13 protein-coding genes are annotated in these 14,084 nt (G+C 50.7%); 12 read left to right on the top strand and 1 reads right to left on the bottom strand.

What is annotated here, in order from left to right; all coding sequences use genetic code 11:
• The first annotated feature begins 7 nt into the window (after window positions 1–7).
• The 8 genes from sdaAA (at window position 8) to rnc (ending at window position 7,363) form a co-directional block, all read left to right on the top strand.
• A complete protein-coding gene (gene sdaAA / locus KOG47_RS08140; RefSeq protein ID WP_074037281.1) occupies window positions 8–895 on the top strand; it encodes an L-serine ammonia-lyase, iron-sulfur-dependent, subunit alpha in 888 nt (295 codons plus the stop codon).
• Complete coding sequence (recG, locus tag KOG47_RS08135) at window positions 882–2,912, top strand: ATP-dependent DNA helicase RecG (RefSeq protein WP_214691064.1); 2,031 nt, start codon at window positions 882–884, stop codon at window positions 2,910–2,912. Before sdaAA ends, recG begins: the two co-directional genes overlap by 14 nt.
• Window positions 2,913–2,997: 85 nt before the next feature.
• Complete coding sequence (gene fapR / locus KOG47_RS08130) at window positions 2,998–3,561, top strand: transcription factor FapR (protein WP_196430528.1); 564 nt, start codon at window positions 2,998–3,000, stop codon at window positions 3,559–3,561.
• A gap of 2 nt (window positions 3,562–3,563) precedes the next feature.
• Window positions 3,564–4,553: a phosphate acyltransferase PlsX gene (gene plsX, locus KOG47_RS08125; RefSeq protein WP_074037278.1), complete on the top strand. Its 990-nt coding sequence runs from the start codon at window positions 3,564–3,566 to the stop codon at window positions 4,551–4,553.
• A gap of 18 nt (window positions 4,554–4,571) precedes the next feature.
• A complete protein-coding gene (gene fabD, locus KOG47_RS08120) occupies window positions 4,572–5,492 on the top strand; it encodes an ACP S-malonyltransferase (RefSeq protein ID WP_215244051.1) in 921 nt (306 codons plus the stop codon).
• Entirely contained in the window at window positions 5,485–6,225 is a 741-nt protein-coding gene (fabG, locus tag KOG47_RS08115; RefSeq protein ID WP_215244050.1) for a 3-oxoacyl-[acyl-carrier-protein] reductase, read from the top strand. Before fabD ends, fabG begins: the two co-directional genes overlap by 8 nt.
• A 58-nt stretch (window positions 6,226–6,283) precedes the next feature.
• Entirely contained in the window at window positions 6,284–6,523 is a 240-nt protein-coding gene (acpP, locus tag KOG47_RS08110; RefSeq protein ID WP_074037274.1) for an acyl carrier protein, read from the top strand.
• A gap of 123 nt (window positions 6,524–6,646) precedes the next feature.
• A complete protein-coding gene (rnc, locus tag KOG47_RS08105; RefSeq protein ID WP_074037940.1) occupies window positions 6,647–7,363 on the top strand; it encodes a ribonuclease III in 717 nt (238 codons plus the stop codon).
• A 37-nt stretch (window positions 7,364–7,400) separates the two neighbouring features.
• Here rnc and KOG47_RS08100 read toward each other — a convergent pair whose 3' ends face one another.
• The gene (locus tag KOG47_RS08100; RefSeq protein WP_015881361.1) at window positions 7,401–7,595 is read right to left on the bottom strand and encodes a DUF1128 family protein; all 195 of its coding nucleotides are present in this window, start codon (window positions 7,593–7,595) and stop codon (window positions 7,401–7,403) included.
• A gap of 114 nt (window positions 7,596–7,709) precedes the next feature.
• On the opposite strand from KOG47_RS08100, the gene smc reads away from it, so the two are divergent.
• From smc to ffh, 4 genes are all read left to right on the top strand, one after another.
• Window positions 7,710–11,267 (top strand): chromosome segregation protein SMC, encoded by a 3,558-nt coding sequence (gene smc / locus KOG47_RS08095; protein ID WP_215244049.1) that lies wholly within the window; start codon window positions 7,710–7,712, stop codon window positions 11,265–11,267.
• Complete coding sequence (gene ftsY, locus KOG47_RS08090) at window positions 11,264–12,289, top strand: signal recognition particle-docking protein FtsY (RefSeq protein ID WP_214691060.1); 1,026 nt, start codon at window positions 11,264–11,266, stop codon at window positions 12,287–12,289. Before smc ends, ftsY begins: the two co-directional genes overlap by 4 nt.
• A gap of 96 nt (window positions 12,290–12,385) precedes the next feature.
• Window positions 12,386–12,709 (top strand): putative DNA-binding protein, encoded by a 324-nt coding sequence (locus tag KOG47_RS08085; protein ID WP_015881364.1) that lies wholly within the window; start codon window positions 12,386–12,388, stop codon window positions 12,707–12,709.
• Window positions 12,710–12,720: 11 nt separating this feature from the next.
• On the top strand, window positions 12,721–14,061 hold the full coding sequence (ffh, locus tag KOG47_RS08080; RefSeq protein ID WP_159562079.1) for a signal recognition particle protein: 1,341 nt from the start codon (window positions 12,721–12,723) through the stop codon (window positions 14,059–14,061).
• The last annotated feature ends 23 nt before the right edge of the window (window positions 14,062–14,084 follow it).

Genomic DNA, 14,084 nt, shown 5'->3' with positions numbered 1-14,084 from the left:
ATGTGTGATGTTTAAATCAGTAGAGGAATTAGTGACGATTGCAACAGAACGGAATATCCCGATTTCTGAAGTGATGATTGAGCAAGAGATGCACGTCAGACGCGCCAGTCGCGAGGACATCATCGGGATGATGGACCGAAATCTTGAGGTGATGGAAGAAGCGGTCGAACGTGCACTCCAAGGTGTCACGTCGGTTACGGGATTGACGGGTAATGATGCCGTACTCATGCAAGAGTATATTCGTTCGGGCAAGTCGCTCGCTGGGGATCTCATTTTAGATGCGGTGTCGAAAGCGATCGGGACGAACGAAGTGAACGCGGCGATGGGACGAATCTGTGCGACACCGACAGCGGGGAGCGCGGGCGTCGTACCGGGAACATTGTTTGCGGTAAAAGATCGCCTTGAAATGGACCGCGACGCGATGATCCGTTACTTGTTCACGTCAGGTGCGTTCGGATTCGTCGTGGCGAACAACGCCTCGATTTCAGGGGCGGCTGGTGGATGTCAGGCCGAGGTCGGGTCGGCGACGGGCATGGCAGCCGCGGCCATCGTTGAAGCAGCTGGCGGGACACCGGACCAGTCGGCTACGGCATTTGCGATAGCCCTAAAAAATATGCTCGGTCTCGTCTGTGATCCTGTGGCGGGGCTGGTGGAAGTTCCATGCGTCAAGCGAAACGCCATGGGCGGTGCCAACGCTATTGTCGCAGCAGATATGGCGCTCGCGGGGATTACCTCACGTATTCCTTGTGACGAGGTCATCTCGGCGATGCATGAAGTGGGCCAAATGATGCCGACGGCCTTAAAAGAAACCGCTAAAGGTGGACTTGCCAATACACCGACGGCTCGTCGCCTCGAACGAAATATATTTGGAGCGAAAGAAGATGCAAAACAATGATCAACTGACGACGCTGAAAGGGGTCGGGCCAGAGATGGCCAAAAAGTTAGAAGTGATGGGACTTGTTCGAATCGAGGACGTGCTTGAGCACGTCCCGTTTCGTTATGAGAATTATAATAGTGGGACGGTGACGACGGCTGTGCACGGCGACCTCGTCAAATGGAGCGGGACAGTCCAAGGCGAACCGCTCGTTCGTTACTATAGTAAAGGGAAAAATCGTCTCCAGTTCCGGTTGTTACTCGAAGACCGATACGCCGTCCAAGTGACGATGTTCAACCGTGCCTTCTATAAAGAAAAATTGGTGATTGGGGAGACGGTGACGGTCAAAGGGAAATGGGACATGAACCGGATGACGATCAGCGCGACCGACCTTGAATTTGGTGCCCCGTCAGGCGGACTGCAACCGATTTATTCATTGCGTGCCGGACTGACACAAAAGAATTTCAGTAGAATCGTTAAACTCGCTTTTGAGCAGGTGAACGATCTGCCCGAACAGGTCCCGCATACTATTCGCGACCGATATCGATTAGTTGACCGGATGACGATGCTTCGTGGGATGCATTTCCCGGATACGGTTGAGACCTATAAACTGGCGAGACGAAGCTATGTCTATGAAGAGTGTCTCATGTATCAGTTAAAATTACAGGCGTTTCGTAAAATGGAGCGGTCAGGAAACGGTCGGGCCCTTCACCTCGATAAGCATCAATTGAATGAATTCGTCAAACGGCTCGCATTCCCGTTAACAGGAGCCCAGACACGGGTCATCCGTGAAATCGTATCTGACCTTGAAAAACCAGAACGGATGAACCGATTGTTACAAGGGGATGTCGGGAGCGGGAAGACCGTCGTTGCCGCGATTGCCTTGTATGCGACTGTAACGGCCGGGTATCAAGGGGCCTTGATGGTGCCAACAGAAATCCTTGCCGAACAACATGCGACATCGTTACAGGAATTATTTGAACCGTTTGGCATCACGATTGCCCTCCTGACGAGCTCAGTGAAAGGGAAGGCGCGCGAAGCGCTTCTGACGGCAATTCGATCGGGTAACGTCGACATCATCGTCGGGACGCACGCGCTCATCCAAGGACCGGTCGAATTTTCGAATCTACATTTGGCGATTACGGACGAACAGCACCGGTTTGGTGTCGAACAGCGGAAGAAGCTACGAGACAAGGCCGAATTCGCCGACGTATTATATATGACCGCGACGCCGATTCCGAGGACGCTTGCCATCAGTGCGTTCGGAGAGATGGATGTCTCCACGATTGATGAGATGCCAAAAGGACGAAAGCCGATTGAAACGTATTGGGCGAAACATGATCAAATCGATCGTGTGCATGCAATGGTCGATCGGGAACTCGCACTCGGCCGTCAAGCGTATGTGATTGCACCTCTCATCGAGGAGTCGGATACATTAGAAGTGGAGAGTGCGACGGCACTGTATGAGCTATTGAAAGAACGCTTCTCGAACTATGGCGTTGGCCTGATGCATGGAAAGCTATCGAGTACAGAAAAAGACGAGATTATGAAATCATTCGCCGATAATGCGACACAGATTCTCGTCTCCACAACAGTCGTCGAGGTAGGGGTGAACGTCCCGAACGCCTCTCTAATCATCATTCATGATGCCGAACGTTTCGGTCTCGCGCAATTACACCAGTTGCGTGGCCGTGTCGGTCGTGGTGCGCATCAATCATTCTGCATCTTGGTAGGAGACCCGAAATCGGATGTCGGGAAAGTCCGTTTGAAGACGATGACGGAAACGAACGATGGCTTTGTATTGGCAGAAAAAGATTTAGAGTTGCGTGGGGCTGGTGATTTCTTTGGAACCGCACAGAGCGGTCTCCCGAGTTTCCGTGTCGCCGATCCCGTTCTCGATTTGAAAGTGATGGAAGTGGCCATGCAAGATGCCGTGAAACTTCTCGGAAGCGACACATTTTGGCATGACGCCCAGTATGAAGGGTTACGTGGCTATTTGAAACAACTCGACCTTCTCGTTGGGGAAAGGTTAGAATAGTACTTGAAAATGACGACTAAAGAATATATACTGCTATTAGTACCAGGTATTAAGTTCTTTAGCGATTAGTTTAGGAGGGAACTGAATGCGGGTACCTAAGAAAGAGCGGCAACGCTTGTTACAAGAAACGATTGAGCATAACCCGTTCATCAAAGACGAAGAACTGTCAAAGCAGTTTTCTGTCAGCATCCAAACAATTCGACTCGACCGGATGGAATTAAAAATTCCAGAAGTGCGGGAACGAATCAAACATGTGGCTTCCGAACATCTCGATGAAGTCAAATCGCTTTCAATGAGCGAGGTCATCGGTGATATGATTGACTTGAAGCTAGATGACTCTGCGATCTCAGTCCTCGATATAGAGAAAGAACACGTCTTTAGCCGCAACGAGATTGCCCGTGGACACGTCTTGTTCGCGCAAGCCAACTCGTTAGCGGTGGCGCTCATCAATGATGAATTGGCGTTGACCACTAAAGCGGATATTCGCTTTAGTCGCCAAGTCCATCTTGGAGAGCGAGTCGTTGCCAAGGCTCGTGTGATGAAACTAAGAGGGGACGGGAGAACGGACGTCACAGTTGAAAGTTATGTCGGTGAGGAGTGCGTCTTTGACGGCGACTTCACGATTTACCGACGTGGTGAGGAGGAGTAAGCATGAAGTTAGCGATTGATGCAATGGGTGGCGATCACGCACCGAAGGCGATTGTAGAAGGTGTGAAACGGTTCATCGCGCAATATCCGAATGAACCGATGGAACTCTTTTTAGTTGGTGATGAGGTGAAAATTGCCTCATACGGTCTTGATGATCCTCGTGTGACGGTTGTCCCAGCCAGTGAAATCATCACAGGTGAAGACGAACCGGTACGGGCGGTGCGCCGTAAAAAGGATAGCTCGCTCGTCGTGGCAGCTCAGCTTGTCAAAGAAGGAAAAGCGGATGCTCTCGTGTCTGCCGGGAATACCGGCGCATTGATGGCGGCGTCTCTTTTCATCATCGGGCGAATCCCAGGAATCGAGCGTCCGGCATTATCTCCGACGTTCCCTACATATACTGGTAGTGGTGTCGTCGTACTGGATGTCGGAGCGAATCCGGATGCAAAAGCTGAACACCTCGTGGATTATGCGATTATGGGTTCGCTGTATGCGGAACATGTCCGTGGCATCAAGACACCGCGTGTCGCTCTTCTCAATATCGGGACGGAAGCCGGTAAAGGAAATGCGCTGACAAAAGAAGCGTTCCCCCTCCTTGAACAGGCACCTGTCCATTTTGTTGGGAATGTCGAGGCGCGTGAAGCGATGTCAGGTGATGTGGATGTCATCGTGACCGAAGGATTTGCCGGAAACATCTTGTTAAAGGGTGTGGAGGGCTCCTCTTCGATGCTCATGAAGATGATGAAAGAACAATTCACGAGTGACCTTGTATCCAAACTCGCCGCTCTCATCTTAAAACCGAAATTGAGACGATTAAAAGAAACGTTGGATTATCGCGAACACGGGGGAGCCGGATTATTCGGGATCAATGCACCGGTCATCAAGGCGCATGGGTCGAGCGATGCACTCGCCATCATGAGTGCGTTGAAACAGGCGAAAATCATGGTAGATCACGATGTCGTTGAAAAAATCAAGCGTGCCAAAGCGATAGACTAAGCGAAAGCAGGTGAAGATATGGGGAAAGTAGCATGGGTGTTTCCAGGGCAAGGTTCCCAAGCCGTTGGGATGGGACAAACCTTTTTAGATTATCCTGAAACGCTTCAAGCAATCGGACGTCGACTCGGATTTGACCTACTTGAAGTCATGTCATCCGGGTCGAAGGAAGACCTACAAGAAACGGAAATTGCACAGCCGGCCATCGTGGCGCACGCTTCGCTCCTCGCGCAAGCCTATGCGAAGAGCGGTGCGGCACCAGATGTCGTCATCGGGCATAGTGTCGGTGAATATGCGGCGCTCGTCAGTGCGGGTGTCATCGATATTGAAGAAGCGACCGTTCTCGTCCGGGCGCGTGGACAGTTGATGTCTGAAGTGAAGGATGGAACGATGGCAGCAGTCGTCGGGATGACCGATCTTCAAGAAGCGCTTCATATCACTGAAAAAATCAGTGCGAGTGGGAATTTAGTTCAAATCGCCAACTTGAATTGTCCTGGTCAATTCGTGATTTCAGGGCATGTCGACGCGGTCGAACAAGCAAGCGTGGAATTGAAGGCTGCCGGTGCGAAGCGGGTATTGCCGTTAAACGTATCTGGAGCGTTCCATAGTTCCTACATGATGCCGGCAGCAACACGTTTCCAAGACGTTCTTGCCTCGTCGCCATTTAAAGCGGCTTCCATCGACTTGATTTCGAACGTGGACGCGGCGGTACATCGTGACCCTGAACAGTTGAAGGCGTTATTGACGAAACAACTGTATTCGTCTGTCCGTTTTGAAGAATGTGTGCGCAAGGCGATTGCAGACGGCGTAGACACGTTCATCGAGTTCGGCCCATCTTCACCGCTTTCAGGATTGATTAAACGAATCGACTCGAACGTTTCGATTCAAAAGGCGACCACGTTGGAAGAAGTCGCCTCGTTAGGAGGAGAAGTACGTGCATGATCAAGTGGCGATCGTGACAGGGGCGTCCCGGGGAATCGGGGCGGCCATCGCGAAACGTTTAGGGGAAGACGGCTTTCGGGTCGTCGTGAACTACTCGGGTAGTGAACAAAAGGCGAATGATGTCGTGGCCATGATCACGGATGCAGGCGGCGAAGCCATCGCCGTGAAAGCAGATGTATCCAATGCTGACGATGTCAAAGCGCTCGTCAAGACGACAGTCGATACGTTCGGACGCGTCGATTGTCTCGTCAACAATGCAGGGATCACGCGTGACGGGTTACTCATGCGAATGAAAGAAGTCGATTTCGAAGATGTGCTGTCGACGAACTTGAAAGGCGCCTTTCTGACATCGCAAGCCGTCACGAGACCTTTGCTCAAGTCGAAAGCAGGTCGAATTATCAACATCGCCTCGGTTGTCGGGATTACCGGCAATGCAGGACAAGCGAACTATGCGGCTGCAAAAGCAGGGTTGATCGGATTGACAAAATCAGTGGCGCGCGAACTCGCGGGACGTCACGTGACTGTCAATGCCGTCTGTCCAGGGTTCATTCAAACGGATATGACCGATGCCTTGACAGATGCGCAACGAGAGGCTACACTCGAGCAGATTCCGTTCAACCGTTTCGGACAGGTGGAGGATGTGGCGAACCTTGTCTCCTTCCTCGCTTCGGAACAAGCCGCTTATGTGACCGGACAGACGATTGCCGTCGATGGCGGCATGACGATGGCGTAAAAGAGAACTTTACCAACAGACTGACATTTAATATACTTACCTTTGGAGGGATTTTATCATGACAAAAGAACAAATTTTAGTAGACGTACAAGAAGCAGTTGCTGAGAAACTCGGGAAAGACGTATCTGAGATCACAGCAGACAAATCGTTCAAGGATGACCTTGGTGCGGATTCACTTGAAGTAATGGAAATGGTGATGGACCTCGAAGACAAATTCGACATCACGATCGAAGACGAAGACGCTGAGAAGCTTGCGACTGTTGGCGACGTAGTGGCTTACATCGAAACAAAATTGTAATCAAGCCATCCCACCGCTCGGTTCCGGGCGGTGGGCTTGTGCTTATTCATGGAGGGAACTATGACAAAAGACAAACGACGGTTTGACCGTCAAGGGTCGGCGCAACGGCGTCGGCGTCAGGAGATGGAACGAGCACGCATCTTGGAACTATTTAAATCATTGGAAGAACGGTTGAACGTTCAATTTTCGAATCACGACTTGTTGATGCAGGCGTTCACACACTCATCTTATGTGAATGAGCAACGCGGGTTACGAAAAGACAATGAACGTTTAGAATTTTTAGGGGATGCTGTTTTAGAACTGACCGTATCTCGCTTCCTCTATGAGACTTATCCGGAGCGCTCCGAGGGGGAATTGACGAAATTACGAGCGGCGATCGTATGCGAACCGTCACTCGTGAATTTTGCGGAAGCTTATGCTTTCTCTGACTTCATCTTGCTTGGGAAAGGTGAAGAGTTGACCGGTGGACGAAAACGTCCGGCACTGCTTGCCGATGTGTTCGAATCCTATATCGGTGCTCTTTATTTGGACCAAGGAATTGAGGCCGTCGAACGATTCCTCGCCGAAGCGGTTTTTCCGAAAGTCTTAGCGGGAGTATTCGAAGAACAGACCGATTTCAAGAGCCAGTTACAGGAGAGCGTCCAACGGGAAGGGCTCGGACCTGTATCGTATGAGATCATTGAGGAACGTGGGCCGGCGCATAGCCGGGAATTCGTCGCACATGCACGCCTCAGCGACGACATCGTCGGTGAAGGAGTTGGGCGTTCGAAAAAAGAAGCCGAGCAATTGGCTGCTAAAGAAGCGCTTATTGCCTTTAATCGGCGCTACGCAGATTTATAAACGAAAGGAGTGGACCGCTTGGGGGTCCACTCCTTTTTCATGTCAATTGACCGAGTTCTTCGACGATACCATCGACTTCCGACAAAGAGAGCGAAGAGCGTGTCATCACGTACTCGTAAATCTCTTTCACCGCTGACGGATCAGCCGCATTATATTCTTCCGCTTTGATTGCACCGCGGTTAATAATGTTCATTTTATCCAAAATGGCTTCAATCATCTGTTCATTCGTCATCTGTATTCCCCTTTCTACAGTTCTTTTTAGAATAGCATGATTCGGGCATTTTGACGAACTGTTAACTGTGGTAAAATATACAGATGAATGCTTACTGCGGATAGGATGGTCACGATGCACTTAAAACGAATCGAACTCGCTGGCTTTAAATCATTTGCCAAGCGAATTGAATTAGATTTCCGTCCCGGCGTCACGGCTGTAGTAGGGCCGAACGGGAGCGGGAAATCCAATATATCGGACGCTGTTCGCTGGGTACTCGGAGAACAGTCGGCCAAATCACTTCGTGGTGCCAAGATGGAAGATGTCATCTTTGCCGGAAGTGAAGGAGAGAATCACCGAAATGTCGCCGAGGTCACCCTCGTTCTCGATAATCGAGACGAACAGTTGCGTCTCCCATATGAAGAAGTGAGTGTGACCCGTCGCGTGACCCGAAGTGGGGACAGCGACTATTTTATGAATAAAAAACCATGTCGGTTAAAAGATGTGATTGATTTATTTATGGATACAGGTCTTTCACGAGATGCATTCGCCATCATCGGTCAAGGGCGGGTCGAACAAGTCATTTCTGGGAAACCGGAAGATCGACGTGCCGTCATCGAAGAGGCAGCCGGTGTATTGAAATATCGTCAGCGGAAAAAACAGGCTGAACGCAAGTTACAGGACACCGAATTAAACTTGTCCCGGGTCGATGACATTTTATTCGAGTTGGCGGACCGAGTCGAACCGCTCCGTGAACAAGCGGCGCTCGCTCGGGAGTACAAAGTCGCCAAAGCGAGACATGATGAACTCGAAACAGGAATCATGGGCGCAGAAATTCAGTTGCTCCAACAGGAGATTGAGCAAGTGTCCGCACGTCACGTGGAATCGGTTCAACAGTTATCTGACTGTGACCGTTCGTTACGTGACCTCACGGAGGAACGTAGCGGGCTCGAAGCGAAGCTCGCCGAGTTACGTGAAGAATTGACAGAGCTGAACCAAAAAGAACGGGAGCATTCGACTTATGTCGAGCGTTTGACGGGTGACATCAAGCTCGCAAAAGCACAAGAAGAACACGGTGCCGAGATGAAAGAACGACTCATCCGACAACGTGAAGAAGTACGTGCAGAGATGACCGAGCTTGAAGCGCGATTGAAGGTCGTTCATGAAGAACTTGACCAAAAAGGAAACACGTTGAAACAAACGACTGCGACGAGAGAGTCACTTCAACAACAGTTGAAAGCCGCCTCTCGTGATTTCAATGCTGAAATCGAAGCGTTACAAAGTGAGGCGTTCGAACTCGCGACAACGAAAGCGACAATCGGTAACCAACAAAAGCGGGAACAACGGGATATCGATGTCGCCGTCGAGTCGAAAGAACGCCTTCTACGCGAGAACAAACATCGTCTCGATGATCGTTCCTCACAGGAAGCGACACTTTTGGCGACTCGAGAGCAGTATGAAGCGGTACAAAGTCGCTTTGAACAACTGAGTCAAAAAGAGACGCAACTTCGGGACGAAGAGACGGCAATTCGTGAAAAACGTACACGAGCCGAATCGTCTTTCTACGACCTCGAACGCCGCCGTCAGAAGACGGAAGACCGAATCGAGATGCTCGAACGGATGAAGCAATCGTATGAAGGCTATTTCCATGCGGTCAAGTTCGTCTTAAAAGACCGTTCATCAGGTGTCCTTGGTGCTGTCGCGGAACTGATCCGTGTCCGTCCTTCGTATGAAGCGGCCATCGAAACGGCACTTGGGCAGACACAGCAGCATGTGGTCGTACAAGATGAGACGGTGGGACGCCGTGAAATTGACAAATTACGAAAAGCCAACGCAGGACGAGCGACATTCTTGCCGATGACGACGATCAAACCGAGATTCGTGCCGAGTGAGGTGTTAGATCGACTCGACTCGATGAACGGATTTGTCGGTGTGGCGTCGGAACTCGTCGAAACAGATGCATCATACGAGACGTTGAAAAAGTCGTTGCTCGGTTCCGTGCTTGTGGCGGAGACACTTGAAGTCGCGAACCGTATCGCCCAATCGACGGGATATCGTTTCCGTGTCGTCACGTTAGAAGGGGATATCGTCAACGTTGGCGGATCGATGACGGGTGGTAGTCGCAAGCAGGGCGTGGCCCTGTTCACTCAGTCGCGCGAATTAGATGATTTGAAACATGGTCTCACTCAAGGCCTCGCCATGTTGCATGAGCAAAAAACACGTCTTCAAGAGTACACAGAACAGTTGGAGGACATTACGCAGCAGTTGTCTGAACTTCGGGATGAGAAACGTTCCGTTGAAACGAGCCTCCGTGAAGTCGAGTCGGCCTACCGTACTGCGGAACGTGCCTCCCTCGATGCCAAGTCACAACTGGAACTGTTCGATCATGAAATGATGCGCTATGAGCGGACGATCGAGACCTCGACTGCTGAATTAGAGCGATTGACGATTGAATTGGCCGACACGGACCGCGCCCAAGCTGACATTCGTTCACGTCTCGAATCGCTTCGGGCAGAGCAGGCGAAAAGTGCTGAGAGCACGGGTCAACTGGAATCGTTGCTGCGTCAAAACGAGCTCGATCTTCAGCGGCACACGCTCGAAGAAGAGCGGGTCCAATATGAATTGGACCGTCTGATGACCGACCAAAGTCGTTTGCAGGAACGTAGCGATCAGATGGAGCGTGAATTGACGCGGCTCGAGAGTGGAGAAGTCGTGTCATCTGCAGAACTCGAGGCGACGCTTGCTACTGCCAAACTGGATTTCAAAGAAATTCAAGAGCGGCTTCAAGGAGCGTCAACAACACTCAAGACGAACGAAGAGGCGTATCGGATCATACGTCAACGGGTCGATCAGGCAACGGAGGCAAGACGTCAAGCTGAAGCTGTCGTTCGAAAACTTGAAACGGCGAAACAAGAGTTCGAGCTGAAACGACAATGGAAGCTCGATGTGTTAGAAGAGAACGGACTCGTCGCAGAACTATTGCCGGCACTCGAAATCCCGTTAGAAGAGGCGAAAGAGGAGTTTAAGTTGCTCGTTCGTCAAATCGAAGAAATCGGACCGGTCAATCTAAATGCGATTGAAGAGTTTGATAGTGTCCACGAACGGTTCACGTTCCTGTCCGAACAGCGGGATGACCTCGTCAGTGCAAAAGAAGATTTATATGAGATCATCGCCGAGATGGACCGCGAAGTGACACGCCTCTTCAAAGAGACGTATACGAGCGTCCGGGCGCATTTCAAACAGACGTTCACCGAGCTTTTTGGTGGCGGGGAAGCGGATTTGAAATTGGTAGACGAATCGGATTTGTTGAACACAGGAATCGAAATCGTCGCCAAACCACCGGGTAAAAAGTTACAGACACTCAGTCTGTTATCTGGTGGAGAGCGTGCGCTGACGGCCATCGCTTTATTGTTTGCGATTTTGAAGACGCGTCCGGTACCGTTTTGTGTTCTCGATGAGGTCGAGGCGGCCCTTGACGAGGCGAACGTGCATCGTTTCGGAGAATACATTCGGACGTTGTCAATCGATACGCAGTTCGTCATCATCACGCACCGTAAAGGGACGATGGAAGCGGCGGATACACTATATGGCGTCACGATGCAACAGAACGGGGTATCCGAGGTATTATCGGTCGAACTGTCTGAAGCAAAACGTGTCGTTGAAATGGATGAAGAGATGGAGGAATCACGTTGAGCTTTTTCAAGAAATTAAAAGAGAAGTTGACGACATCTACCCAAGAGGTGTCACAAAAGTTTACAGAGGGGTTGACGAAGACGCGTGACGGCTTTGCAAGTGCCGTCAACGACCTCGTCTATCGCTTCCGCGAAGTGGATGAAGAGTTCTTCGATGAACTCGAAGATTTACTCATTCAAGCGGATGTCGGCGTCACGACGACGATGGATCTCGTCGAAGATTTGAAAGAAGAAGTGAAGCGACGTAATCTGAAGGACCCGGTCGCGGTGCGTGACGCACTCGTCGAAGTCGTGGCGAACCGCCTCCAAGAGGATGAATCGGACCGTGAACTGAATATGCAAGACGGACTCACGGTCATCTTGTTTGTCGGCGTCAATGGTGTCGGAAAGACGACGACCATCGGCAAGCTGGCGCACCAGTTGAAATCTGAAGGGCGTTCCGTCATGCTCGCGGCAGGGGATACGTTCCGTGCCGGCGCCATCGAGCAACTTCAAGTATGGGGAGAACGTGTCGGGGTTCCCGTCATTCGTCAAACGGAAGGGTCTGACCCGGCTGCCGTCGTCTTTGACGCCGTTCAAGCCGCCAAGTCTCGTCACATGGACGTCTTGATTTGTGATACGGCGGGACGTCTCCAAAATAAGGTCAATCTAATGAAAGAACTTGAAAAAGTAAAACGAGTCATTGAGCGGGAAGTTCCGAACGGACCGCACGAAGTGTTACTCGCCCTCGATGCGACGACGGGTCAAAACGCCATGGTTCAAGCGAAAGCGTTCAAAGAAGCGACGAACGTGAGCGGAATCGTCTTAACGAAGCTCGATGGGACGGCCAAAGGCGGAATCGTCCTAGCGATTCGGAACGAACTCGATATCCCGGTCAAGTATGTCGGGCTTGGAGAGAAGATTGACGATTTACAGGAGTTTGATCCAGAACAGTTCGTCCTTGGACTGTTCGGCGATGTTTTTGAGGACAAGACACAGGATGCCTCGATGGAAAAAGAGGACACAAACGAGGACCTCGCCTAAGTTTTGCTGTTAAGAAAAAAACTTGACAAGTAGTAGGCACGGCTGTACTATAGGTAGTTGTAAAGGGATTTCACTTAACATGTGGAGGTGAAAGGTTTGACGCTCGAAAAAACGAATCGCATGAACTATCTCATCGATTTCTATCAAGCGCTCCTCACACCGAAACAGCGCAACTATATGTCTCTTTATTACCTAGATGACTACTCGCTCGGAGAGATTGCGGAAGAGTTTGAAGTCAGCCGTCAAGCGGTCTACGATAACATAAAGCGCACAGAAACGATGCTTGAACAGTACGAGGAAAAGCTAGCCCTATTCGAAAAGTTCGAACAGCGCCAGCAACTTCTTCAGACCCTCAAACGTCAAGTCGAGCTCACCGATGACGTGAGCGCCACGATTTCTGCGCTTGAGAATTTAGAGTAGGGGGCTGAAGCATGGCATTTGAAGGATTATCAGAACGATTGCAATCGACACTTTCAAAAATGCGCGGTAAAGGGAAAATCTCGGAGGCCGATGTCAAAGAGATGATGCGTGAGGTTCGCCTCGCCCTCCTCGAAGCCGACGTCAACTTTAAAGTCGTCAAGCAATTCGTCAATGACGTGAAGGAACGCGCGGTTGGTCAGGATGTCATGAAATCATTGACGCCAGGTCAACAAGTCGTCAAAATCGTTCACGAAGAGTTGTCGAACTTGATGGGAAGCGATGTCGTCCCGATCTCATTCAGTCAGAAACCACCGACAGTCGTCATGATGGTCGGTCTGCAAGGGGCAGGGAAAACGACAACGACCGGGAAGCTAGCGAACTTGATTCGCAAAAAGCATAACCGAAGTCCACTTCTCGTCGCGGCGGACATCTACCGTCCTGCAGCAATCAAGCAGCTCGAGACACTCGGAAAACAACTCGATTTACCAGTCTTCTCACTTGGTGATCAAGTGAAGCCGGAAGAGATTGTGACGAAGGCACTCGAGTACGCAAAAACAAATCATCACGATTTCGTGTTGATCGATACGGCCGGTCGCCTTCATATCGATGAGACGCTTATGGGCGAGCTCGAAAATGTGAAGACGATTGCCAAACCAAATGAGATCTTCCTCGTCGTCGATTCGATGACGGGTCAAGATGCGGTCAATGTGGCCGACAGTTTCAATGAGAAACTCGGAATCACCGGGGTCGTGCTCACAAAGCTCGACGGAGATACACGAGGTGGGGCAGCCCTTTCGATTAAGGCAGTCACGGGAGCGCCGATTAAATTCGTCGGTCTCGGAGAAAAGTTGGATGCCCTCGAACCATTCCACCCGGAACGCATGGCGTCACGGATCCTCGGAATGGGGGACGTGCTCTCGCTCATTGAAAAAGCCGAGACACAGATGGACCAAGACGCAGCGAAGGAGCTTGAAAGCAAAATTCGTGACGCGTCATTCACGTTCGATGATTTCATTGAACAGTTGGCCCAAGTGAAAAACATGGGACCAATTGATGAATTACTTTCGATGTTACCTGGTGCAGGTAAGATGAAAGGGTTGAAGAACGTCCAAATCGACGAGAAACAACTCGATCACGTCGAAGCGATCATTCGCTCGATGACGAAACATGAGCGCGCCAATCCGGAAGTGCTCAACGCGAGTCGTCGTAAGCGGATCGCAAAAGGGAGCGGTCGCTCGATTCAAGAAGTGAACCGTCTCATCAAACAGTTCGATGACATGAAGAAGATGATGAAACAAATGTCAGGACAAATGAAAGGGAAGAAAAAAGGTCTCGGCCTTCCATTCTTCTAACAAAATCTTTTGTCAGTCGAACG

Source organism: Exiguobacterium sp. s121 (assembly GCF_018617245.1).
In the GTDB taxonomy this organism is placed as follows: Bacteria; Bacillota; Bacilli; order Exiguobacteriales; family Exiguobacteriaceae; genus Exiguobacterium; species Exiguobacterium profundum.
This window is presented reverse-complemented; position numbering and strand designations above follow the sequence as displayed.